General features: G+C 41.7%; 20 protein-coding genes, 1 tRNA gene and 1 pseudogene. 15 read left to right on the top strand and 7 right to left on the bottom strand.

The genetic code is table 11. The annotated features are described in order from the left end of the window. Positions 1 to 47: 47 nt before the first annotated feature. Positions 48 to 1976, bottom strand: a complete 1929-nt coding sequence (locus ACNAV8_RS02010) for a DNA topoisomerase III (RefSeq protein ID WP_103854960.1) — start codon at positions 1974 to 1976, stop codon at positions 48 to 50. A 118-nt stretch (positions 1977 to 2094) separates the two neighbouring features. On the opposite strand from ACNAV8_RS02010, the gene ACNAV8_RS02005 reads away from it, so the two are divergent. Then, positions 2095 to 2424, top strand: coding sequence for a YbaB/EbfC family nucleoid-associated protein (locus tag ACNAV8_RS02005; protein ID WP_103853095.1), 330 nt, complete (start codon positions 2095 to 2097; stop codon positions 2422 to 2424). 83 nt (positions 2425 to 2507) lie between these two features. Then, positions 2508 to 3113, top strand: a complete 606-nt coding sequence (gene recR / locus ACNAV8_RS02000; protein WP_103854961.1) for a recombination mediator RecR — start codon at positions 2508 to 2510, stop codon at positions 3111 to 3113. Between the two features lie 39 nt (positions 3114 to 3152). Here the strand turns inward: recR and ACNAV8_RS01995 are convergent. Continuing rightward, a tRNA-Val gene (locus ACNAV8_RS01995) sits at positions 3153 to 3229 on the bottom strand. A 206-nt stretch (positions 3230 to 3435) separates the two neighbouring features. Between ACNAV8_RS01995 and pyk the strand changes: the two genes are divergently transcribed. The 4 genes from pyk to ACNAV8_RS01975 all read left to right on the top strand — a co-directional run bounded on the left by pyk (position 3436) and on the right by ACNAV8_RS01975 (position 7126). Then, positions 3436 to 4875, top strand: a complete 1440-nt coding sequence (gene pyk / locus ACNAV8_RS01990; RefSeq protein WP_103853093.1) for a pyruvate kinase — start codon at positions 3436 to 3438, stop codon at positions 4873 to 4875. A 160-nt stretch (positions 4876 to 5035) separates the two neighbouring features. Next, positions 5036 to 5698, top strand: coding sequence for an NAD(P)H-dependent oxidoreductase (locus ACNAV8_RS01985; protein ID WP_103853092.1), 663 nt, complete (start codon positions 5036 to 5038; stop codon positions 5696 to 5698). Positions 5699 to 5712: 14 nt separating this feature from the next. Next, a complete protein-coding gene (locus ACNAV8_RS01980) occupies positions 5713 to 5946 on the top strand; it encodes a DUF6396 domain-containing protein (RefSeq protein ID WP_370445392.1) in 234 nt (77 codons plus the stop codon). A gap of 214 nt (positions 5947 to 6160) precedes the next feature. Next, positions 6161 to 7126 carry an SEL1-like repeat protein gene (locus ACNAV8_RS01975; protein ID WP_415777111.1) on the top strand — a complete coding sequence of 322 codons (966 nt, stop codon included), beginning with the start codon at positions 6161 to 6163 and terminating at the stop codon, positions 7124 to 7126. 54 nt (positions 7127 to 7180) lie between these two features. On the opposite strand, the gene metE is transcribed toward ACNAV8_RS01975, so the two are convergent. Next, positions 7181 to 9454 carry a 5-methyltetrahydropteroyltriglutamate--homocysteine S-methyltransferase gene (gene metE / locus ACNAV8_RS01970; protein WP_103854964.1) on the bottom strand — a complete coding sequence of 758 codons (2274 nt, stop codon included), beginning with the start codon at positions 9452 to 9454 and terminating at the stop codon, positions 7181 to 7183. 247 nt (positions 9455 to 9701) lie between these two features. Between metE and ACNAV8_RS01965 the strand changes: the two genes are divergently transcribed. Then, a complete protein-coding gene (locus ACNAV8_RS01965) occupies positions 9702 to 11297 on the top strand; it encodes a phosphoethanolamine transferase (protein ID WP_103854965.1) in 1596 nt (531 codons plus the stop codon). Positions 11298 to 11522: 225 nt separating this feature from the next. After that, positions 11523 to 13865 (top strand): TonB-dependent receptor, encoded by a 2343-nt coding sequence (locus ACNAV8_RS01960; RefSeq protein WP_415777110.1) that lies wholly within the window; start codon positions 11523 to 11525, stop codon positions 13863 to 13865. 33 nt (positions 13866 to 13898) lie between these two features. On the opposite strand, the gene ACNAV8_RS01955 is transcribed toward ACNAV8_RS01960, so the two are convergent. From ACNAV8_RS01955 to ACNAV8_RS01945, 3 genes are read right to left on the bottom strand one after another with little or no spacing between them, the layout of a single operon-like run. Beyond that, complete coding sequence (locus ACNAV8_RS01955; protein WP_103855478.1) at positions 13899 to 14228, bottom strand: branched-chain amino acid transporter permease; 330 nt, start codon at positions 14226 to 14228, stop codon at positions 13899 to 13901. Positions 14229 to 14245: 17 nt separating this feature from the next. After that, on the bottom strand, positions 14246 to 14962 hold the full coding sequence (locus ACNAV8_RS01950; protein WP_103855479.1) for an AzlC family ABC transporter permease: 717 nt from the start codon (positions 14960 to 14962) through the stop codon (positions 14246 to 14248). Beyond that, a complete protein-coding gene (locus ACNAV8_RS01945; RefSeq protein ID WP_103855480.1) occupies positions 14955 to 15884 on the bottom strand; it encodes a LysR family transcriptional regulator in 930 nt (309 codons plus the stop codon). Before ACNAV8_RS01945 ends, ACNAV8_RS01950 begins: the two co-directional genes overlap by 8 nt. 199 nt (positions 15885 to 16083) lie before the next feature. On the opposite strand from ACNAV8_RS01945, the gene modA reads away from it, so the two are divergent. From modA to modC, 3 genes and pseudogenes are all read left to right on the top strand, one after another. After that, on the top strand, positions 16084 to 16851 hold the full coding sequence (modA, locus tag ACNAV8_RS01940; protein WP_103855481.1) for a molybdate ABC transporter substrate-binding protein: 768 nt from the start codon (positions 16084 to 16086) through the stop codon (positions 16849 to 16851). A gap of 15 nt (positions 16852 to 16866) precedes the next feature. Beyond that, positions 16867 to 17589 (top strand): molybdate ABC transporter permease subunit, encoded by a 723-nt coding sequence (modB, locus tag ACNAV8_RS01935; protein ID WP_103855487.1) that lies wholly within the window; start codon positions 16867 to 16869, stop codon positions 17587 to 17589. Further along, positions 17576 to 18253 (top strand): annotated as a pseudogene (gene modC / locus ACNAV8_RS01930) (molybdenum ABC transporter ATP-binding protein); the annotation flags it as partial. The gene modB and the pseudogene modC, both read left to right, overlap by 14 nt. An 88-nt stretch (positions 18254 to 18341) precedes the next feature. On the opposite strand, the gene tehB reads toward modC, so the two are convergent. Then, positions 18342 to 19205, bottom strand: coding sequence for an SAM-dependent methyltransferase TehB (tehB, locus tag ACNAV8_RS01925; RefSeq protein ID WP_265753964.1), 864 nt, complete (start codon positions 19203 to 19205; stop codon positions 18342 to 18344). A gap of 233 nt (positions 19206 to 19438) precedes the next feature. Between tehB and nrdR the strand changes: the two genes are divergently transcribed. The 4 genes from nrdR (at position 19439) to yfbR (ending at position 22710) form a co-directional block, all read left to right on the top strand. After that, a complete protein-coding gene (gene nrdR, locus ACNAV8_RS01920; RefSeq protein WP_103853080.1) occupies positions 19439 to 19888 on the top strand; it encodes a transcriptional regulator NrdR in 450 nt (149 codons plus the stop codon). Between the two features lies 1 nt (position 19889). Beyond that, entirely contained in the window at positions 19890 to 21020 is a 1131-nt protein-coding gene (gene ribD, locus ACNAV8_RS01915) for a bifunctional diaminohydroxyphosphoribosylaminopyrimidine deaminase/5-amino-6-(5-phosphoribosylamino)uracil reductase RibD (protein WP_103855483.1), read from the top strand. Positions 21021 to 21087: 67 nt separating this feature from the next. Next, positions 21088 to 22107 (top strand): outer membrane-stress sensor serine endopeptidase DegS, encoded by a 1020-nt coding sequence (degS, locus tag ACNAV8_RS01910; protein WP_103855484.1) that lies wholly within the window; start codon positions 21088 to 21090, stop codon positions 22105 to 22107. Next, positions 22108 to 22710, top strand: a complete 603-nt coding sequence (yfbR, locus tag ACNAV8_RS01905) for a 5'-deoxynucleotidase (protein ID WP_103855485.1) — start codon at positions 22108 to 22110, stop codon at positions 22708 to 22710. The last annotated feature ends 34 nt before the right edge of the window (positions 22711 to 22744 follow it).

The following is a 22744-nucleotide window of genomic DNA, read 5'->3' as shown; positions in this document are numbered from 1 at the left end:
AAATCATTGATTGTTTTAATTATAAGCAATTTAGCGTTCAACAAAATTTACGATTTTCTCACCGCACTTTTCTTTCTCGGTACTTTTGCTTTTTGAGTTGTTGCCTGCTGCCGTGATAATGCACTCAGCTGTCGCAGCGCATCAAAATTGGTATAACTGAGCATTGCAGGCAGGGATTGCACCAATTCGTGCATAAATTGATGATAACTCAGCGCTTTTTGGCTAATACTGTTGAGCTGTGCTTCCCAGTGGGCGGTCATATCTGGTAGCGTGGCGATGTCAGGCAAGGCTTGAATTAAAATTCGTCCTGTTTCAGTGCTATGAATATGACGCCCTTTTTTATAAACAAAACCACGCTTAAATAGCAGTTCAATAATGCTGGCGCGCGTGGCTTCTGTGCCTAAACCATCGGTTTCGCGTAGGATTTTTTTCAACGCTTTATCTTGTACGAAACGCGCGATCCCAGTCATTGCGGAAAGCAGCGTTGCATCTGAAAACGGTTTTGGCGGTTGCGTTTTTTTACTCATAATTTCGCCTTTTTCACAGAATAATTCTTGTCCTTTTTTTACTTCAGGCAGCAAGGGTTCAGCGTTATTTTGTTCATCATTTTCTTTGCCCCAAAGTTCTTTCCAGCCAGCCACTTGTAAATTGCTCGCTGCTGCGGCAAATTTTCCCCCTGAAATATTTAAGGTTATTTTACAGCGGCGGTATTCCGCATCTGCGCAGAATTGGGCGAGATATTGGCGCGCGATAAGCTGATAAATATTGCGTTCCATTTGCGTCAGATTGACAGGCCGATTTTTTGCCGTTGGAATAATTGCGTGGTGTGCTTCCACCTTTTTATCATTCCAGCAACGGTTTCGCTGTTCAGGATTGATAATAGTCGGTAACGACTGATAATCAGGCGCGTGAATGGAAATGGCATTCATCACCTTATGGCGTTCAGCGAAATGTTCTTCAGGCAAATAACGGCAATCGGAACGCGGATAAGTAATCAAGCGGTGCGTTTCATATAAGCGCTGGCAAGTATCCAGCACTTCTTGTGCTGAAAGCCCATAGCGTTTTGCCGCATCAATTTGCAAGGCGGAAAGGGAATAAGGCAAGGGCGCAGTTTCTTTTTCGCGTTTGTCTTGATAATCCGTTATCGTTGCAGGCTGGCCAGTAATACGCTTCACCACATTTTCCGCTAAGGCGCGGGAAAGCACACGGCCGTCTTCATCTTGATAATCCTCGCACGCTTTACTTGGCTGCCAAAGTGCGGTGAATTTTTGCGGAATTTCTTCCTTAGTTTGTACAAAAGCCTGCACTTCAAAATAATCTTTCGGTTGGAAGTTTTCAATTTCTAAATCACGGCGAACGATTAAGCCCAGCACAGGCGTTTGCACTCGTCCTACCGAAAGCACGCCACGATAGCCCACATTCTGTCCACGCTTAGTGTAAGAACGCGTCATATTGATGCCATATAGCCAATCCGCTCTGGCGCGCGCAAGCGCAGAGGTGGCAAGAGGGATAAAGTTTTGATTCGATTGTAATTTTTTTACCGCTTTTTGCACCGCACTTGGGTTTAAATCGCTAATTAAGCAGCGTTGAATTTGTGCTTTTTTCTCAGCCGAAAGATTGGCGTAGCTAAACACTTCGTCCACCAATAATTGCCCTTCACGATCTGGGTCGCCGGCATTGATAAGTTGATCGGCTTGATGAATCAGCTTTATTACCGTATCTAGCTGTTTTTTCACTGATTTTTTGGGGATAAGCAGCCATTTTTGTGGCACGATAGGTAAATCTTCCACGCGCCAAGTTTTGAATTTGGGATCGTAAGCGTCAGGTTCGGCTTGTTCTAACAGATGACCAACGCACCAAGTAACACAATCATTTTCACCACAGCGAATAAAACCATCGCCGCGCTGATGAGGTTTGGGCAACACATCAGCAATGGCGCGGGCAAGACTAGGTTTCTCGGCTATAAATAATCGCATAGGGGACAACATCAATCATCTAAAACAAAGTTCGGCATTCTAACACAGATTTGATTATTCCCAATTTATTAATTTTTCGTTAGAATGTCGCCACTTATTAACATTGAGGATAAAAATTATGTTTGGAAAAGGTGGCTTAGGCAACTTAATGAAACAAGCTCAACAAATGCAAGATCGTATGCAAAAAATGCAAGAAGAAATTGCACAGTTGGAAGTAACAGGCGAATCAGGCGCAGGCTTGGTAAAAATTACCGTGAATGGTGCGCATAATTGTCGCCGTATTGAAATCGATCCTTCGCTAATGGAAGACGATAAAGAAATGCTCGAAGATCTTATCGCAGCAGCGTTCAATGATGCAGTTCGTCGTGCAGAAGAATTGCAAAAAGAAAAAATGGCATCCGTTACCGCTGGAATGTCATTACCGCCCGGCTTTAAAATGCCATTCTAAATTTTCCCTAATTTTGCACCGCACTTCGTTTCTTATTAAAAATCAAAGTGCGGTGCGTTTTTTGTTTATTTTTAGGCAAAACAATGCAAACAAGCCCATTATTAGAAAATCTTATTGACGCATTACGCTGTTTACCTGGTGTCGGCCCGAAATCTGCACAACGAATGGCGTATCATTTATTGCAACGAGATCGCAGTGGTGGAATGGATCTGGCGCGTGCATTAACTGCCGCAATGTCGCAAATTGGCCACTGCGAACAGTGCCGAACCTTTACTGAAGAAGAAGTTTGCACCATTTGCAATAATCCACGCCGTCAAAACACAGGCTTGCTTTGTGTGGTAGAGCAGCCTTCCGACATTCAAGCCATTGAACAAACAGGGCAATTTTCAGGGCGTTATTTTGTGTTGATGGGGCATCTTTCCCCCTTAGATGGTATTGGGCCAAAAGAAATTGGGTTAGATTTACTCAATCGGCGCTTGCAAAATGAATCGTTCAGTGAAGTGATCCTAGCAACCAATCCAACCATAGAAGGCGAGGCCACGGCAAACTATATTGCAGAGCTTTGTATGCAACACAATATCAGAGTAACTCGCATTGCACACGGCATTCCTGTAGGCGGTGAGCTAGAAACTGTGGATAGCAACACCCTCGGGCATTCTTTCTCAGGGCGGAGAGAGATTCAGTATTAAATATTGGAAAATTCAATGCGGGTATAATAAAGAAAAGAATGGTGCGACTAGCTGGACTCGAACCAGTGACCCCCACCATGTCAAGGTGGTGCTCTAACCAACTGAGCTATAGTCGCACTGAAATTTGCGAGCTATCTTAGCGAGTTTTATTGCGTAAGACAAGCACGTTTTGCATATCAAATAATTAATTGACATAAATTTAATCAATGGCTTAGCGTTTTTTGCTGTTTTTTTCGTGTGGGCGATCTCGATCTCGTCTTGTTTTAGGCGTATAATAGCCCGCAATTTTTAGTTTGTATTTTGAAGAACAATGGAGTAAGTAATGTCTAGAAGACTAAGAAGAACCAAAATTGTATGTACTATGGGACCTTCTACAGACCGTGGTAATAATTTAGAAAAAATTATTGCGGCGGGCGCAAATGTAGTGAGAATGAACTTTTCTCACGGTACGCCTGAAGATCACATTGGGCGTGCGCAACGTGTGCGTGAAATTGCACAAAAATTAGGTAAAACCGTGGCAATTTTAGGGGATCTACAAGGGCCTAAAATCCGTGTTTCAACCTTTAAAGATGGCAAAATTTTCTTAAATGTTGGTGATAAATTTGTTTTAGACGCAGAATTACCAAAAGGTGAAGGTGATCAAGAGTCTGTAGGTTTAGATTATAAAACCTTACCGCAAGACGTTGTTCCAGGTGATATTTTATTATTAGATGATGGTCGTGTTCAGTTAAAAGTATTATCTACTGAAGGCGCGAAAGTATTCACTGAGGTGACAGTTGGCGGCCCTCTTTCAAATAACAAAGGGATTAACAAATTAGGTGGTGGTTTATCTGCAGATGCCTTAACTGAAAAAGATAAAGCTGACATTATCACTGCAGCGCGTATTGGTGTGGATTACTTAGCGGTGTCTTTCCCACGCTCAAGTGCAGATTTGAACTACGCGCGTCAATTAGCGGAAGAAGCAGGACTTAAAGCAAAAATTGTTGCGAAAGTAGAACGTGCGGAAACCGTAATGAGTGATGAAGCAATGGACGATATTATCCTAGCTTCTGACGTGATTATGGTGGCACGTGGTGATTTAGGGGTTGAGATTGGCGATCCTGAATTAGTGGGGGTGCAGAAAAAATTAATCCGCCGTTCACGTCAATTAAACCGTGTGGTGATCACCGCAACACAAATGATGGAATCGATGATCAGCAACCCAATGCCAACGCGTGCGGAAGTAATGGACGTAGCAAATGCGGTATTGGACGGTACAGATGCAGTAATGCTTTCAGCGGAAACTGCTGCGGGTCAATACCCAGCTGAAACAGTAGCTGCGATGGCGAAAGTATGTTTAGGCGCAGAAAAAATGCCTAGCGTAAATGTTTCACGCCACCGTGTTGATCGCACTTTTGAAACGATTGAAGAAGCGGTTGCGATGTCAGCAATGTTCGCGGCGAACCATATGAAAGGAGTGGCGGCAATTATTGCAATGACAAACAGCGGTCATACAGCGAAATTAATGTCGCGTATTAGCTCTGGCTTACCAATTTTCGCATTATCACGTCATCAAGAAACCTTGAATCTTTGTGCGTTATATCGTGGTGTTGTGCCAGTTCATTTCGATCAAGAAAGCCGTACAATCGAAGGCTTAAAAGCTGCGATTCAATTGTTGAAAGATAAAGGGTATTTGGTAACAGGTGATCTTGTATTATTAACTCAAGGTGATCTTTTAACTTCTGGCGGAACAAACACTTGCCGCACATTAGTGGTTGAATAATCTGATTTTTAACCAAAACTAGGTTTGAAAAAGAAAAGTTACCCACAAAATGGGTAACTTTTTTATTTGACGCCTATCAACTTTAGTCGGAATAACATTTCCTTATTTTTCCTACTGATTGTTATAATGACGAAGTTTAATTTGATCGGGAGAAAGCATAATGAGCGTATTTAGCAAAGACCAAGTATTAGACAGATTTCGTTTTCGTGCCGCAACACGTTATTACGATCCAAATAAAAAAGTGAGTCGTGAAGATTTTGATTATATTTTAGAGCTTGCACGTTTATCGCCAAGTTCTGTAGGCTCAGAGCCTTGGCACTTTGTGGTCATTCAAAATCCCGAATTGCGTGAAAAATTGAAACCAGTGAGTTGGGGAATGGCAACGCAACTTGATGATGCGAGTTATGTAGTGGCGCTTTTAGCAAAGAAAAATGCCCGTTACGATTCAGATTATTTTCATAATGCTTTGGTTAAGCGTGGATTAACCGCAGAACAAATGGAAAAAGCAAAAGAAAAATACCGCACTTTTCAGCAAAATGATATGAAAGTGCTAGAAAGTGAGCGTGCATTATTTGATTGGACAAGCAAGCAAGCCTACATTGCACTAGCAAATATGATGACTGGCGCGGCATTTATTGGTGTGGATAGCTGTCCGATTGAAGGCTTTAACTATGAAGCGGTAAATCAAATTTTAGCCGAGGCTGGTGCGTTTGATCCTGCGGAGTGGGGCGTTTCTGTGATGGTAACCTTTGGTTATCGTGCGAAAGAGATTAAAGCCAAATCAAGAAAACCGATGGAAGAATTAGTAACTTGGGTGGAATAGCAGATTTAATCTAAATAAAGAAACTCCTATATTTTATTCTAACGATCTATTTTTTAAAACCCACTGTCCCTGACCTTGATGAAATCGTTCCCTTACCCCCAGCCAAACTTCCACCTTGGGACGGTAAAATCGCTTTTCAACGTTGGTTTGAAGGCCCTTCACCGCAAAAACCAAGTGATGAGTTAATGCAGAAACTGGCTGAAAAAGCCGGGTTAGATTGGCAGACTGGATTGCCGATGAAAAAATAAGGGAAAAACCACCGCACTTTTTATTGAGAGCAGAAAAAAGTGCGGTGGAAAATTAAGGCGGATTTATGGTTTTTGTTTAAACATCACTGTTCTATTTTTATCCTAATGTAGCGAGGTTAGACTAATGAAATCAATCAAAAAACTTGTATTATTCAGTCTTATTGCCAGCTTGTGTGCGTGTCACACAGTGGCCTCAACCAGTAAGGATAAGCCAATGCAAAAAACCAACAGCATTTTAGATAATCTCACCTTTGAGTGTAAACACGAAGTGCGTCCATCTATTGATAAAGAAGTACATAGCCTCTATGACTATGCCCTTTATCATGATTTACACAATATGTGGCGGGGCAAGAAAGGTGATGAGGTCTGGCAAAATATGGCCGTGTATTACCGTATTGCTGCCTATAATGGTGATTATCAAGCCAATTTACGCCTACAGTGGCTGCTGGAAACCAAACGTGTGGTGGTGAAGAAACCACAAACAGAAGTGTATCACTTAAATAAAGAACTGGAAAAAACTTTACCTGCCACGGCGATGTATAAACTTTACTACCACCTTGATAGTAACTATGGGGTAAAAACTACCCCAGGGGGAAAGTTTGCTTATCTGCGTAAAGCAGCTGATATGGGAAGTCGAGATGCACAATACGAGATTGGGCAAATATTATTTAGGCTTCAAGATCCAGGCACTTTACGATTTCGATTAGATTTGAGGGAGCGGTTATTAGAATGTGCGTCTAATCAAGGTCAAGGAGATGCGGCAGAATGGTTAGGTATTTATTATAATTCTGATAAAAAATATAACAAGGCTATAGAATATTATCATACTGGGGTCAAGGCAGGTAATCAGCAATCAGCATTCAGATTGGCAGAGGGTTTTAGTGCGATAAGCTCTAAACAACCAGAGTATTTAGGTGTTCATGTAGACACTGAACGTTCAACGCGCTATGAAATGATCAGTAGTTATTTGTTTAAATATTACTTTTTAAAACCCACTGTCCCCGACCTTGAGGAGATCGTGCCCTTACCCCCAGCCAAACTTCCGCCTTGGGACGGAAAAATCGCTTTTCAACGTTGGTTTGAAGGCCCTTCACCACAAAAGCCAAGCGATGAGTTAATGCAAAAACTGGCTGAAAAAGCAGGGCTAGATTGGCAAACTGGATTGCCGATGAAAAAATAAGGGAAAAACCACCGCACTTAAGTGCGGTGGTTTTTTCTCAATTTTTAGTTTTTATTAAGCCAGTTCAGCACGCAATTTCTTCGTCACATCAACCATTACTTCTAATTGCTGTAAGGTTTCTGTCCAACCGCGGGTTTTTAAGCCACAGTCTGGGTTTACCCATAAACGCTCTTTTGGTACCACTTTCAAGGCTTTGCGTAGCAGATGTTCGATTTCCTCTGGTTTTGGTACGCGTGGGCTGTGAATGTCGTACACGCCTGGACCGATGTCGTTTGGATATTTGAAATCAGCGAATGCGTTTAACAATTCCATATCTGAACGTGAAGTTTCAATGGTGATCACGTCCGCATCCAGTGCCGCAATGGCTGGCAAGATGTCGTTAAATTCGGAATAACACATATGGGTGTGAATTTGTGTGTCATCTTGCACGCCCATTGAGCTTAAACGGAATGCTTCGCCTGCCCATTGTAGATACGCGTCCCAGTCTGCACGTTTAAGCGGTAAGCCTTCGCGGATTGCTGGTTCGTCAATTTGGATCACTTTAATGCCTGCTTTTTCTAAATCTAACACTTCGTCAGAAAGTGCCACGCCAATTTGTTTACACACGGTGGCGCGTGGAATATCGTTTCGCACGAACGACCATTGTAAAATCGTAACAGGGCCGGTGAGCATTCCTTTCATTACTTTGTTGGTTAGGCTTTGTGCATATTGCGACCAACGAACTGTCATCGGCACAGGGCGAACGACATCACCGTAAATAATTGGTGGCTTAACGCAACGTGAACCGTAGCTTTGCACCCAACCGAATTTGGTAAAGGCGAAGCCATCTAATAATTCACCGAAATATTCCACCATATCGTTACGTTCCGCTTCACCGTGTACTAACACGTCTAAATCCAAACGCTCTTGCTCACGCACCACCAATTCAATTTCTTTTTTCATCGCCGCTTCGTAATCTTCAAGGCTTAATGTGCCTTTCTTAAATTGCGCACGCGCTTGACGAATTTCGCTGGTTTGTGGGAATGAACCAATATTTGTGGTTGGCAATAATGGTAAATTTAGCCACGCATTTTGTTTTGCAATACGCTCAGCAAATGGCGATTTACGTTGATCTGCGCCTGCTGGCAAATTAGCTAAACGTTCAGCCACTTCAGGGCGATGAATTTCAGTGCTGTTGGCTCGCGCATCTGAGGCGGCTTGGCTAGCATCTAATTCTGCTTGCACTGCGGAACGGCCTTGCTCAAGTGCGGTCTTAATTACCGATAATTCTTGCACTTTTTGAAGCGTAAACGCCAGCCAGTTATAAAGTTCAGGTTTATTTTCTTTTAATTGCACTTCCACCGATAAATCATAAGGGCTATGCAATAAAGAGCAGCTTGGCGCAATCCATAAACGCTCGCCCAATTTCGCTTTTAACGGCTCAAGCACATCTAGCACTTGGTTGAGATTCGCACGCCATACGTTGCGTCCGTCAATCACACCAGCTGACAGCACTTTGTCATAATCGGCAAAGGCAGCCAGTTGCTCAGGCGCACGCACTAAATCAATGTGTAAGCCGTCCACAGATAAGGATTTCAATAAGTTCGCGTGTTCTGCTACCGAGCCAAAATAGGTCGCCAATAATAATTTTGCGTTTACTTTTTCGCTTAACTCAGCATAAACCGCTTGATACGCTGCAACCCACTCAGCAGGTAAATCTACCGCAAGGGCAGGCTCGTCAATTTGAATCCATTCCACACCTTCTGCGGCTAACGCATTAAGAATTTCCACATAAACAGGTACGAGTTTATTTAATAATTCAAAGCGATCAAAGGCTTCACCTTTTTCCTTACCTAAATGTAAGAACGTCAATGGGCCAACAATGGTCGGTTTCACATTTAAACCAAGGGCTTTTGCTTCACGAATTTGTTGCACATAATGGGCTGGGTTGGCTTTAAATTCGGTGCTTTTGTGGAATTCTGGCACTAAATAGTGATAGTTGGTATCAAACCATTTTGTCATTTCAATGGCGAATTGCTCTTTGTTACCACGCGCCAGTTGGAAATATTGATCAAGCGTTAATTGCTGGCTATCAAAACCAAAACGCGCAGGAATTGCCCCTGTTGCCACTTGCAGATCTAAAATATGATCATAAAAAGTGAAATCGGCCACTGCCACATAATCCGCATTGGCAGCTGCTTGGTGTTTCCAGTTAATCTCACGCAAGGCTTTGGCAATATCTAATAAATCTTGCTCTGCAATCTCGCCACGCCAATAACGCTCTTGGGCAAATTTAAGCTCACGTTTCGCACCAACACGCGGAAAACCTAAAAGATGAAATGTTGTCATAATCGAACTCCTGTCTTTATTATTAATCAAATAGACGTCTAAACGTCTTTCTTGCGTCTAATAATGCCGAAAGGCTCAGTATTATGCAACGTCATAATTTTCACGTTTTGTATGAATAAAATTAATATTCATATAATGGCAAAAAATTTACTCAAAAAGCACCGCACTTTAGCTAGCGTGCTTTGTTTATATAAATCATTGTGTTGTGCTACAATCTCGCTCATTTTAACCTTTTAGGATCATCAAAATGAAAAAAGCCCTATCACTTATTGTGTTATACAGTGTGCTATTACTTGGAAGCGAATTACTCTATCGCATTGTGTTTGCTGTTCCAGCTTTGCCTATGGGTAAATTAGCGGAGAATTATGCGTTTATTTTGGTATTTGTTGCATTGTTATATTTTGTTAAATCAAGGGTAGCGCAATGCTTGCTTCTTGCTTTCTTTGCAATGAGTTTTATTGGTAACAATATCCATTATGCTGCTTATCAAGGCTGGATCACGCCAATGAATTTATATTTGCTATTTAAAGAATGGCACGAAGTAATAGGGGCAACTAGCTCATTGGTTGGAAAGACATTATTTCCAGCATTATGGGGTTTGTTAGAAGTTATTTTTGTCAGCTCTATTTTATGTTTTCAACGTAAACGTTCTTGGATTGCTGATGGCGTATTTTTTCTCTTGATGATTTTCGGTATTGTTCGTGTGGCTTTAGATGAGAGTAGAAGCGTCATTTCCCCAAAACTTTCTTATAGCCGAATTAAAACGAATTATCTCAGCTTAAGTTCATTTGCCGGACATACCTTACCCTATAAGTTTTTGCACTTAAGTGTTGTGCCTGATTATCAAATGGCAGAGCCACAAGTTGCGAGCAAACCTAAAGTTCGCAATATTATTTTCTTACTTGGTGAGAGTGAAAGTGCTAAACACGTCAGTTATTTTGGTTATGATTTTGAAAATCGAAACACCACGCCATTTTTAACTCGGTTTGCTCAATCTGATGCTCAACCTATTGTCAAAGAAACCTATTCTGCGGGATTACTTACTGCAATTGCACTTCCTTCTTTATTCAATGCTATTGAATATCCAAATGGATTATCCCAAATTTCTAAAGGTACAACGAATTTATTTCGTTTAGCTAAACAGCAAGGCTACCAAACTTATTTTTATACTGCGCAATCTCAAGAGGATATGGATCTGCTTAATTTATTAGGTAAAACGTGGATTGATGAGCTGAAATATCCTACAAATCTTGGTTTTGGATTTAAACAACATATGCCCGATAGGGAATTATTACCCTTATTGAAAAAGATTAATTTACAGGACGGTAATCATTTCATTATTTTACATCAGCGTGGTTCGCATATGCCTTATGGCAAGATTTTAACGGCGGAACAAAAAGTATTTGGCGATAAAACGGCAAATGATGAATATGACAATACTATCTATGCCACAGATAAATTAATGGCAGAGATTATTCATTATTTGCAACAGCAACCTACGAAAGACTGGTTGTTTGTTTACACTTCTGATCACGGGCAATTTGTTACCCCTGAGCGTCATATTCAGGCAACAATGGACGAAGATAATTATCTTGTTCCAACGGTGTTATATACCCCTGACAGTGTGTTGCAACAACAATTACATCAAGATTTCTCACAATGTGATCGTTTATTTCATCAGCAGATTGCTACGTTATTGTTAAATAGCTTTGGTTATCAACAGCGAATTAGTTCTTGTGAACAAGGGTATGTCAATAATAATGATCTTTCAGGCGATCAGGGTTATTTACAAATAACGCCAAATGCAATCAAGTGGGTGAATCCTAGCAAATCTCTTAAATAAAGAAAATGAGGTAGAGTAAAGCGCTATCTCATTTTTGATCTTTCTTCTCTGTCAATTCTAACCTGTACAGTACTCCTATTTTTGTGTTTTGACAAAGCATATGCAGTTAAAAATAGGAGTGCCATTTCATAAAAAGATTTTATGTTGTTTAACGATGCATTTACTTCCTGATATTTTGTGTTAGGATAATAACTTATTTTTCTTTAAAAAAAAAGGTGTTTTGTAATGCAACGTTTTGATTCGAAATATTTTTCTTTGAGTTTTTTCGCGTTTTTTAGTGCGTGTTATTGTTATGGGCAGGAAAATGTTGAAAGCACACAGCAACTCGCGCCAATTTTTGTTGAGGCTGAGGCGGTGAGAAATGCTGTGCCAGATCATTATCTCAATACGCAGTATCGTATAAATCAAGGCCAGCTTAGCAATAATCATTCCACCACATTAGGGGCTGTGGTAGAGAAAGTATCTGGTGTGCAAAGTAGCGCCTTTGGGCCAAATGCTTCTCGCCCTATTATTCGAGGTTTGTCGAGCCAGCGTGTGGCAGTGTTAGCGAATAATATGCCAATTAATGATTTAGCCGTGGTGAGCGGTAATTTGGCGACTTCAATTAACCCGTTAAATGCTACGGGGATTGAGATTAGTAAGGGCGGTGCCGCGGTGCTTTATGGCGGAAGAAGCCTTGGTGGGGCAATCAATATTTTAGATGATGCTATTCCAAAACAAATTTCACAAAATAAAATAAGTGGTGAGGTTAGCCTAAATAAAGGTTTTAATGCGCCTAATCAAGGGGCTTTTAAACTGAATATTAATAATGGTGAACATTGGGCATTTTATCTTGATGGTGCAATGAGTAAAATTTCGTCAATAAAAATACCGCACTTTAGTAAAGCAGGTGTGTGTTATGATAAGGCTTATTTGCAGTCTCGCACGGATTTACAGCGTCAATGTCAAGTGAGCATTCCTGTGTTATCTAGCCTTAATCCTGCGTATTTTAAATATATTAGCCAATATTATTTGGATAATTATCAAGATAAAAGTTTGGGGCTAACTGAGGAAGATAAATATACCAATCGTCGTGGGTTTATGGGGGGAAATCCTGAGAATCCACTTTATGTGCCAAACAGTCCTTACTATATGGAAAAATTTGGTGATTTGAAGGAATATCACTCCTACCCCAAAGGAAGAATTCCAAATAGCCATTCTGCAACACGCACTTTTACTCTAGGCAGCAGTTATATTGATCATTTTGGTTATACTGGGGTGTCTTGGCATTATTTTGATACGGATTATGGTGTGCCGGGCTTTGCTTATTTAGCTAGCCAAGCGAATGAGGGATATGCGCCTGTAACAGTGAAAAACCAAACCCACCGTTTGAATTGGGATACCCATTGGGTGATGCCGATCAAAGGAATTGAGAGCGTAGATTTTCAAGTGAATTATCAACACGCGAAGGATCAAGAGTTCTTAGGGGCTGTGATGTCTAATGGTTTTTTGTCTGATAATTATGCTTATCGATTATCTGCAATTCACGCCCCTTTATTTGAGCGATTAATTGGAACTGTTGGTACGGATTTTTCATATCAAAAGGTTAGTGCCAAAGGTCAGGATAGCTACCTTCCCGATTTAAAACGCAAAGCATACAGTATCTTTGCGATTGAAACCCTTGATCTTGCTCCTTTTACGTTGGAGGTTGGACATCGTATTGGAAAAGTGCGTTATCAGTTAGGAGAGTTGCATCGCGAGAGATCGCAAAGTGTTGGAGCTTACTATGCAAAAGATCGTCATTTTTCCTTACAAAATACTCATTTCGCTTTTCAATTTAATCCTAGCGAAAGTAGTTATATTAAGCTTCAGCGTACTTTTGCTGAACGGGCATTAGAAATGAATGAATTGTACGCTAATAATAACCATTATGCTCTGTTGATTGAAGAAAATGGTGATGCACGTTTGCAAAAAGAGAAGAACCATACTTGGGAAATTTCTGCCGGTATTGGGCAAAATGGGTTCAATGGGGCGGTGAGCTGGTATCGAAATCATTTTGATCATTTCACTTATTTAGGTTACACCAGTCTTGTGCGCAATGGTTTAATGGTAAAACAATGGCGTCAAACACCGCTCATCTTAACTGGGTGGGAAGTGGATTTAAGTTATCAATTAGAAACATCGCATTGGGGTGTTTGGAATTGGCATCTCTTCTATGATCATATTAAACAAAAATTGCCACAGCGTTTAACGGGATTAGGCAATTATTTACCGAATTTACCGTCTTCGCGTTTTGGTGGGGATGTGAATATGGAGTATAAAAATTGGCGCGCCTTTCTTGCGGCAACGCATTATAAAACACAGAAGTATGTGAGTAATGAAGTTGATGAGAAGCTAGTTAATCCATCATTTACTTTGGTAGATATGGGCATCAGCTATGTTTACCCTTGGAAACAAAGTGAAATGGAAATTTATTTCCATATTAATAACTTAACTAATCGAGAAGCGCGTTCGAATACTTCTCCATTAAAATTTCTTGCGCCACAGGCTGGGCGAAATGCCGTATTTGGGATAAAAGTGAGCTTTTAGCTTTATGCTCCCTCATCGTTGAAGGTGGGGGAGTTACACAAAGATAAATTGGACAAGTATCATATACAAACCTGTGCCGACAATCATTGATAAAAACATATTCTTTTTCCAAAAATGTAAGCCTAAAACCACCGCACCTGCGATAAAATCGGGCGCGCCAAAATAGGCGGTGGAAAAATCAATGTTTTTATAACAATACACCACTAACATTCCAAACATTGCGGCAGGCAATACTTTACCTAAATAGCGAATATAGGGAGGAGCAGAGCGATGTGCAGGAAAAATAATAAAAGGTAAAATCCGACACAGTTGCACGGCAAAAATGGCAATAATGATAGTAAGGATTTGTTCTGTTAAGGTCATTATTCCACCTTGTTTAATTAGCTGGTTAATTTAGGTCGCCAAAGGGTTAGCGCGACTAAGATTCCGATAAGGGTTGGAATGAGAAAATGATTTTTACCAACCACAATTAAGCACACTAACGCGATACCTAAGCCTAACAAAGAACTTTCGTGTGATTTTTCTTTCAGCCAATTTTCCGCAAAAATAACCAGAAAAAGTGCTGTCATCGCAAATTCAATGCCTTTTAAGTTAAACGGCACGAGATCGCCAAATAAATTGCCGATCACCGCACCAATCACCCAATAACAATGCAAATATAAACTCACAAATAGCATATACCAGCCTTTATCTAAGCGCGGTGGGATTTTTGCCATATAATTGAGTGAAAAACTTTCATCTACCAGCGTGCTGATCAAATACCAGCGTTTTTTACCCAATTTTGAATGGTATTTTTCCAGCATAGAAAGGCTATAAAAGAGCTGGCGTAAGCTCACCATTAAGGTCAGCAAGAAAATATGCAAGGGCGCGAAAGCCATCACTAATGCCCCTGCAACAATAAATTCGACTGATCCCGCGTAAATTAATGCCGCCATAAAAAAGGGATACCACGCGCCAAAACCTAGGGCTTTCATATAAAGGCCGTAAGCCATGCCAAGAAAAAGAAAGCCGATCACCATTGGCAAAGAATAAGGAAATGCTGCCTTGGCTGCCGCCCAAACTGGGCTTGAATATTGTGCTGATTGATTACTACTCATCTAAAACAGATAACCCCGGTAATGTAGAAAAACTTTGTGCTTTCACCGTTTGATAAAAATCATCGACAAAAGCGACATCTGCATCTATTTCACGGAATGCAGCATAAAGATTGCTGTATAACCCTTGTGGAGTGATTTTTCTTGCCACAATATAGCCGCGATCTAAATAAGGTTTTGCTGCCCAAAATGGCAGTGCGGCAATGCCTCGTTTACTGGCAACAAGTTGAATAATGGCAATGGTTAATTCGCTAGTACGGCGAGTTGGATTAATGCCTTGTGGATTTAACACTTTTTTCAGTAAATCCAGCATATCATCAGGTACGGGATAAGTAATTAACGTCTGAGCGATGAAATCTTCCGCTTGCCAAATTTCTTTGTTTGCTAATGGGTGATCTTTGGCACATAAGCCTACCATTTCGTAGGAGAATAACGGCTTATGCACAATGCCAGCGGTTTCCTCTATTTCTGATACCACTGCCCAATCCGCACGATGGCTGAGTAACAAGCCTACGGTATCTGTATGAAATCCTGATACAATATCCAACTCAACTAACGGCCAATTTTGGCGAAAACTATCCATAGCCGGCATCAACCAATCAAAGCAGGTATGGCATTCCACGGCAATACGCAATTCCCCCGCTTCACCTTGTTTAACTCGTGCGAGATCGCGCTCAGCCTCCACAACTTTAGGCAAAATATCATTTGCCAACTTAATTAACCGCTCCCCCGCCGAGGTAAAACGCAGGGGCTGGCTTTTACGCTCAAATAACGGCAAGCCGTATTGCTCTTCCAACAATTTAATTTGATGAGAAAGGGCTGATTGGGTGAGATACACACGCTTTGCCGCCAGCGAAACACTGCCTGTTTCTTTCAGCGCTAAGAGTGTTTTTAAATGGCGCAGTTCTAGAAATATAGGTTTCATTACATTACTTATCACAATCAAAGAATGGTGGGATTATACAATAAAAAGTTAATGCTTTCAGTTAAATAAAAATTGGACTGTTTTCCTTAGTAGTAAATGGATAGCGACATTTTATGATGATGGCGGATTTTCCTGTCGCTTTTATTTCTGTGAACGTTATATAATTTATTCCAATCTTACTGTCTCAAGGAAATGAACCGTGCGGAAATCTAACTCTTTTTTTATTGCTGTTTTCGTTGTGCTTTCTAGTTTATGCACCTTGCCTGCACAAGGGAAATTAACCGTCTTTGCTGCTGCCTCAATGACCAATGCGCTAGAGCAAGTGAAAGCGAGCTATCTCAAACTTCACCCTAAAGAAGAGATTGATTTTTCTTTTGCGTCTTCTTCCGTATTGGCACGCCAAATCTCGCAGGGTGCGCCGGCAGATATTTTTATTTCGGCCAATCAAAAATGGATGGATTTTTTAGCCGAGCAGAATGCGATTGACCCCAAAACGCGGGTGAATTTAGTGCAAAATACCTTGGTGATGATCGCGCCGAAAAACAGCAAGATTGAAAGTGTGAAGCTAGAAAATCCGCAATGGCAAGCGAATTTAAAAGAGAGTTATCTCGCCGTGGGCGATCCTGCGTACGTTCCCGCAGGGAAATATGCGCAACAAGCCTTAACCAGCCTAAATCAGTGGCAGGCAGTGGAAGAAAAACTCGCGCGCGCCAATAATGTGCGTGCGGCATTGGCCTTGGTGGAACAAGGGGAAGCGCCCTTAGGTATTGTGTATGGCACCGATGCGGCGGCAAGCCAAAAAGTGAAAGTGGTGGCAATTTTTCCTGCAAATTCTCACGCCCCGATTGAATATCCTGCGACGATTGTAGCAGGGCATCATAACCAAGAAAGTCAAACTTTTTTAGATTATTTAACATCTGACGAAGCGAAGCAAATCTTCACTCAAGCTGGCTTTTCGGTGAAATAAAAGGATTTAATGCAAATGGATTGGCAGATGTTTTTTCATTTTTCCCCCGCTGAGTTGAATGCCATCGCCTTGAGTGTGAAAGTGGCGTTAGTGTCCGTGCTGGCAGGATTACCTTGGGCGATCTTGGTGGCTTGGCTGCTGGCACGGAAAGATTTCTGGGGAAAATCGTTGCTCAACGGCATTATCCATTTGCCTTTGGTTTTACCGCCTGTGGTGGTGGGGTATTTATTGTTAATTGCAATGGGGCGAAATGGCATTATCGGGCGTTATTTATTGCAATGGTTCGATTTTAGCTTTGGTTTTAGTTGGTATGGTGCGGCGTTGGCCTCTGCCATTGTGTCTTTCCCATTAGTGGTGAGATCGATCCGCTTGGCGATTGAAAATGTGGATTTCAAGCTCGAACAAGCAGCGCGCACCCTGGGAGCGTCTGCCTTGAAAACCTTTTTTACCATCACCTTGCCCCTTGCGTTACCCGGCGTGTTGGCAGGCGTTATTCTGGGATTTGCGCGTTCGCTAGGGGAATTTGGTGCGACCATCACCTTTGTTTCCAATATTCCAAAAGTTACGCAAACCATTCCCCTTGCAATGTTTTCCTTTATTGAAACCCCAGGGGCAGAAAGTGCCGCAGCGCGTTTATGTCTCATAGCCATTGCTATCGCCTTGATTTCCTTACTCATTTCTGAATGGTTAGCAAAATACACACAAAAACGCTTAGGACAATCCAATGTTAGAAATTAATGTACGCAAACAATTAGGCAAAATGGCGTTTGCGGTGGATTTGCAGCTGCCCACGCAAGGCGTAACGGCATTATTCGGCTTGTCTGGTTCGGGCAAAACCACGCTGATTAATTTAGTCAGCGGTTTGTTGCAACCTGATCAGGGTTATATTCGTTTGAACGGACGAGCGTTAGTCGATACGCAAAAGCAGATTAATCTTCCGCCTAATCATCGTAATGTGGGCTATGTTTTTCAAGAGGGCAGATTGTTCCCCCATTATTCGGTGAAAGGCAATTTGTGCTATGGAATGAAGCAGAAAGATAGCGCAGAATTTATGCGCATTGTGCAGCTTTTGGGGATTGAACATTTGCTTAAACGCTATCCGATCACCTTATCAGGCGGTGAAAAACAGCGTGTTGCCATTGGACGAGCGTTGCTCAGCCAGCCTGAAATTTTGCTGATGGACGAACCGCTTTCCGCCCTTGATCTGCCGCGCAAATTAGAATTATTAGATTATTTGGATAAACTCGCGCAAGAAATTGCTATTCCCATTTTATATGTTACTCACAGCCTTGAAGAATTAGCACGCTTAGCGCAACAAGTGGTGTTGTTGGATCAGGGCAAAGTGATCGCCTATGATCAGTGGCAAAATATGCAAGACAGCCCATTGTTTGCTCTTTGGCGAGAAAGAGAAAAGTAAAGCGAAAAACAAAAGTGCGGTAAAAAATTTCAACATTTTCCACCGCACTTATTTTCTTTGCTATTTTTCTTTCCTATGATTTTTTCTTCGCTAACATTGTTACAAATTTCATTTTGATGCGATTACCGTTTTCATCGGTTTTGTGCAGTTCGCCCATTTCTTCTTGGTATTTAATCAATTCCCAATCTTGATAATAATTTTTCAGCTCGCCCTCTTTAAAAGTGAAAGAAAACGGCATTGGACAAGGCACATCATCAGTACTCATTGCCGCCACAATCAAGTTATAACCGCCTGCGTTTGTGTGATTTTGCATATTCTCAATAATGGCAGGAATGGCATTGCGGTCAAGGAACATAAACACCACGGTGGAAAGAATAAAATCGTAATTTTCCTGAATATTGGCATCATTGATATTGTAAAGTGCGGTCTGAATATTGAGATTTTCTTTTTCTGCCGTGCTGGTGAGGAAAGCAAGGCTGTTTTCGTTGTGATCCCAAGCGGTAACATCGTAGCCGAGTAGGCTTAAAAAGAGCGAGTTGCGTCCTTGTCCACAGCCAAGATCCAGCACTTTACAAGGGGGAATAATTTCTACCGCACTTTTCACTTCAGAATGGGTTGGCGTCATATTGTATTTTTTGCTGAAGTAATCTTCTTTTTTGCAATAAAATTCTAAATAACATTCCAGATCATCAGATGCCGCTTCCACGCGGTGCCAAAGTTGAGGTTCAACAAAAGGCGTATCATCTTGCGCGGTGAAAATATGTTCGCTCACCACTTCGCCGTCTTCCGTTAAAACGTAAAACTTCAATTTGCCTTGTAACACGGTGATTTTGCCCCAAGTGCCAACTTTGGTGTTGTGTTTTTCTTGGAACATTTTCGGCAGGCTGTCTTTGTTCCATACAGGCATTTTTTTGTAGCAAATTAATTCATTTTTCATTGTATTTCTCCAAATATGAAAATAGTTGAGTGATATAGTAGGAAATTAATTCGCCTAAGGCAATAAGGCAAGGCAAAAAGTCGCAAAATACCTGCGTAAGATCATTTTTTGCCCTATAAAGATCGTAAAAAAAGGGAAATTTTGCTACAATCCAAGCCTTTATAAGAAGAATTTTTACGCTGTTTTAGCACTTAAAATGGAAAATACCATTTAAAAGGGGATTGGGAGGATTTATGCGTTGTCCTTTTTGTTCAACAGAAGAAACCAAAGTGATCGATAGCCGTTTGGTGTCCGATGGCTTTCAGGTTCGCCGCCGCCGTGAATGTGGCCATTGCCACGAGCGTTTTACCACCTTTGAAATTACCGAATTAGTGATCCCAAAAATTATTAAAAGTGATCAATCCCGTGAACCCTTTGATGAAGAAAAACTGCGCCGTGGTATTCAGCACGCTTTAGAAAAACGACCAGTGAGTTCTGATGATGTGGAAAAATCCATTAACCGCATTATTCATCAACTGCGCGCGACAGGGGAACGTGAAGTGCCAAGCCATTTTGTCGGCCAGCTGGCTATGAATGAGCTAAAAAAATTAGACAAAGTGGCCTATATCCGTTTTGCTTCCGTTTATTTAAGTTTTGACGACATCAACCAATTTACCAAAGAAATTGAGAGCCTGAAGGATTAATATGCAACAAAATGCACAACAATTTACCCAGCAAGAGCAGCAGTTTATGCAAATGGCGTTGGATCTTGCTAGCCAAGGGCGTTTTACCACCACGCCAAATCCTTCCGTGGGCTGCGTTTTGGTAAAAGGCGGCAAGGTGATCGGAAAGGGGTTTCATCTAAAAGCAGGGCAGCCCCACGCAGAAGTAATGGCATTGCGTGAAGCTGGGGAAAATGCGCGTGGTGCAACGGCTTACGTTACCCTTGAGCCTTGTTCCCATTTTGGCCGCACGCCACCTTGTGCCAAAGGATTAATTGAAGCAGGCGTGGCGAAAGTGATTGCCGCAATGACCGATCCCAATCCGCAAGTAGCAGGGCGTGGATTGAAAATGCTCGAACAAGCTGGCGTGCAAACTGCGGTGGGATTATTGGCCGAAAAAGCAGAGTTGCTCAACCAAGGTTTTCTAAAAAGAATGCGTAGCAATCGCCCATTTGTGCAACTGAAAATGGCAATGAGCATTGATGGACGCACCGCAATGGCAAGTGGGGAAAGTAAATGGATCACGGGAGAGCAGGCTCGCCAAGATGTGCAGCAATACCGTGCGGCCGCTAGCGCAATTCTTTCTACCAGCCAAACGGTGCTAATGGATAATCCTATGTTAAATGTACGTTGGGAGCAACTTCCGTTGAGTGTTCAGCAACAATATCCTGATAGTGAACTGCGTCAGCCTGTGCGGATCATTTTAGATAGCCAACACCGCGTAACGCCAGAATGTCAATTATTTCAACAACCTACGCCAGTTTGGTTGGTGAGTTCTGGTGCAAGAGATATGCAAGGTTTCCCTGATTTTTGCCAAGCAATACAGATTGAAAAAAGTGCGGATTTTTTCACCGCACTTTTAACCGAACTGGCGGAACGCCAGATTAACAGCGTATGGATTGAAGCGGGCGCACAATTAGCGGGGGCGTTGATTGAAGCAAAATTGGTTGATGAATTAATCGTTTATATTGCGCCGAAATTATTAGGCGATGCAGGCAAAGGACTGTGCCATTTGCCTCATTTACACAAATTGGCTGATGCCCCTTTATGGCAGCTGCAATCTGCAACGCCAGTGGGGGAGGATTTAAAGCTCATTTATCAGCCGAAAAACTAACCCAAGTTCAAATTTAACAAAAGTAAAGCAACAACCAGAAAAAACAAAAAATACAAAGAGAATCAGAATGTTAAGAAAGATTATCCAATCGATCATCATTGGTTTACTTGCCGCAGGGGCAATTTTGTTGATTAGCCCTTCCCTGAAGCAAGGTCAGCCTTTGTTTCAAAAAGAAATCTTTTCTTTTAAAGATGCGGTTCGGCTTGCCTCGCCTGCTGTGGTGAATGTGTATAGTCAATCTTTCACTTCAGTGAGTGGACAACCGCAGATCACTAATCTTGGCTCAGGCGTGATAATGGCGAAAGAGGGGTACATTCTCACTAATAAACACGTTATTCAAAATGCCGATCAAATTGTGGTGGCAATGCAAAATGGACGAATTTTTGAAGCGAGTTTAATTGGCTCTGATAATCTCACCGATTTAGCTGTGCTGAAAATCCGTGCAGATAACCTGCCGACCATTCCTAACACCAAGCGTAAATTGCACGTTGGTGATGTGGTGCTGGCCATTGGTAATCCTTATAATTTAGGACAAAGTGTTTCGCAAGGCATTATCAGTGCCTTAGGGCGCAACGCTGTAGGCGATTACATTGGACGACAAAATTTTATCCAAACAGATGCGTCCATTAATCGCGGAAATTCTGGCGGCGCGCTGATAAATTCCCTTGGCGAATTAGTGGGAATTAGCACCCTGAGTATTGGTAAAAATGCCAATGAAATTGCCGAAGGGCTGAATTTCGCCATTCCCATTGATCTTGCCAATGACGTAATGAAAAAAATTATCCGCGATGGACGCGTGATCCGCGGTTTCCTAGGTATTCAAACGGACGTATTGTTTAGCGATGGGCAAGCGAGCAGCAAAGGCATTGAAATCACCAGTGTGAGAGAAAACAGCCCTGCGGCTAAAGCAGGCTTGCAAGCGGGTGATATTATGTTGCAATTTGGCGATATTAAAGCAGAATCGCCCGCGCAAATGATGAATGTGATCAGCAACACCAGACCAAACACCAGGGTGAATATGGTGATTTCACGCTTAGGGAAAATAATTACATTACCTGTAACCATTGAGGAATATTCGGTGAATTAAATGTCTTTACAATCTCTACAACCTAGCCATTTTTTTGCTTGTTTGGATCGTTTGAAACTCATTCAACGCTGGTCTTTAATGCGTAATATTGAAAAAGAAAATCTTGCCGAACACAGCCTGCAAGTGGCATTTGTGGCGCATATGCTAGCGGTGATCAAAAATAAATTTTATTCAGGGCAGGTGAACCCTGAACGCATTGCCGTAATGGCAATGTATCACGATAGCTCAGAAATTTTTACCGGTGATTTGCCTACGCCAATTAAATATTTTAATGACAGCATTACTCAAGCCTATAAAGAGATCGAAAGTGCGGCGGAATTTCATTTATTGAGTTTATTACCTGAAGAACTGCAAGCTGATTTTGCTCCTTATTTACATAGCGAGCAGTTTTCTGATGAAGAAAAACACCTTGTAAAACAAGCGGATCTGCTTTGTGCTTACATTAAAGCGAAGTTTGAATTGGAGCAGGGGAATCAAGAATTTTCATCAGCAAAAACGCGTTTAGAAAAATTAATGGCAGAATGGCACAGCGAAGAAATGAATTATTTTATTCAAGTGTTTATTCCGAGTTTTGGGCGTAGCCTTGATGAAATTGCGTTGTAATGGCTGAATTAATAAGTGCGGTGGAAAATTTCAA

The organism is Avibacterium endocarditidis (assembly GCF_965138825.1).
GTDB lineage: Bacteria > Pseudomonadota > Gammaproteobacteria > Enterobacterales > Pasteurellaceae > Avibacterium > Avibacterium endocarditidis.
The sequence above is the reverse complement of the archived record's forward strand: the minus strand, read 5'-3'. Positions and strand labels throughout refer to the sequence as shown.

Coding starts and splice junctions, on each gene's coding strand:
- ACNAV8_RS02005 (WP_103853095.1), top strand. CDS start 2,095: ATGTTTGGAAAAGGTGGCTTAGGCAACTTAATGAAACAAGCTCAACAA.
- modB (WP_103855487.1), top strand. CDS start 16,867: ATGGATTGGCAGATGTTTTTTCATTTTTCCCCCGCTGAGTTGAATGCC.
- ACNAV8_RS01965 (WP_103854965.1), top strand. CDS start 9,702: ATGAAAAAAGCCCTATCACTTATTGTGTTATACAGTGTGCTATTACTT.
- pyk (WP_103853093.1), top strand. CDS start 3,436: ATGTCTAGAAGACTAAGAAGAACCAAAATTGTATGTACTATGGGACCT.
- recR (WP_103854961.1), top strand. CDS start 2,508: ATGCAAACAAGCCCATTATTAGAAAATCTTATTGACGCATTACGCTGT.
- ACNAV8_RS01950 (WP_103855479.1), bottom strand. CDS start 14,962: ATGAGTAGTAATCAATCAGCACAATATTCAAGCCCAGTTTGGGCGGCA.
- ACNAV8_RS01960 (WP_415777110.1), top strand. CDS start 11,523: ATGCAACGTTTTGATTCGAAATATTTTTCTTTGAGTTTTTTCGCGTTT.
- tehB (WP_265753964.1), bottom strand. CDS start 19,205: ATGAAAAATGAATTAATTTGCTACAAAAAAATGCCTGTATGGAACAAA.
- ACNAV8_RS01975 (WP_415777111.1), top strand. CDS start 6,161: ATGCAAAAAACCAACAGCATTTTAGATAATCTCACCTTTGAGTGTAAA.
- ACNAV8_RS01955 (WP_103855478.1), bottom strand. CDS start 14,228: ATGACCTTAACAGAACAAATCCTTACTATCATTATTGCCATTTTTGCC.
- nrdR (WP_103853080.1), top strand. CDS start 19,439: ATGCGTTGTCCTTTTTGTTCAACAGAAGAAACCAAAGTGATCGATAGC.
- metE (WP_103854964.1), bottom strand. CDS start 9,454: ATGACAACATTTCATCTTTTAGGTTTTCCGCGTGTTGGTGCGAAACGT.
- ribD (WP_103855483.1), top strand. CDS start 19,890: ATGCAACAAAATGCACAACAATTTACCCAGCAAGAGCAGCAGTTTATG.
- ACNAV8_RS02010 (WP_103854960.1), bottom strand. CDS start 1,976: ATGCGATTATTTATAGCCGAGAAACCTAGTCTTGCCCGCGCCATTGCT.
- ACNAV8_RS01985 (WP_103853092.1), top strand. CDS start 5,036: ATGAGCGTATTTAGCAAAGACCAAGTATTAGACAGATTTCGTTTTCGT.
- ACNAV8_RS01945 (WP_103855480.1), bottom strand. CDS start 15,884: ATGAAACCTATATTTCTAGAACTGCGCCATTTAAAAACACTCTTAGCG.
- degS (WP_103855484.1), top strand. CDS start 21,088: ATGTTAAGAAAGATTATCCAATCGATCATCATTGGTTTACTTGCCGCA.
- yfbR (WP_103855485.1), top strand. CDS start 22,108: ATGTCTTTACAATCTCTACAACCTAGCCATTTTTTTGCTTGTTTGGAT.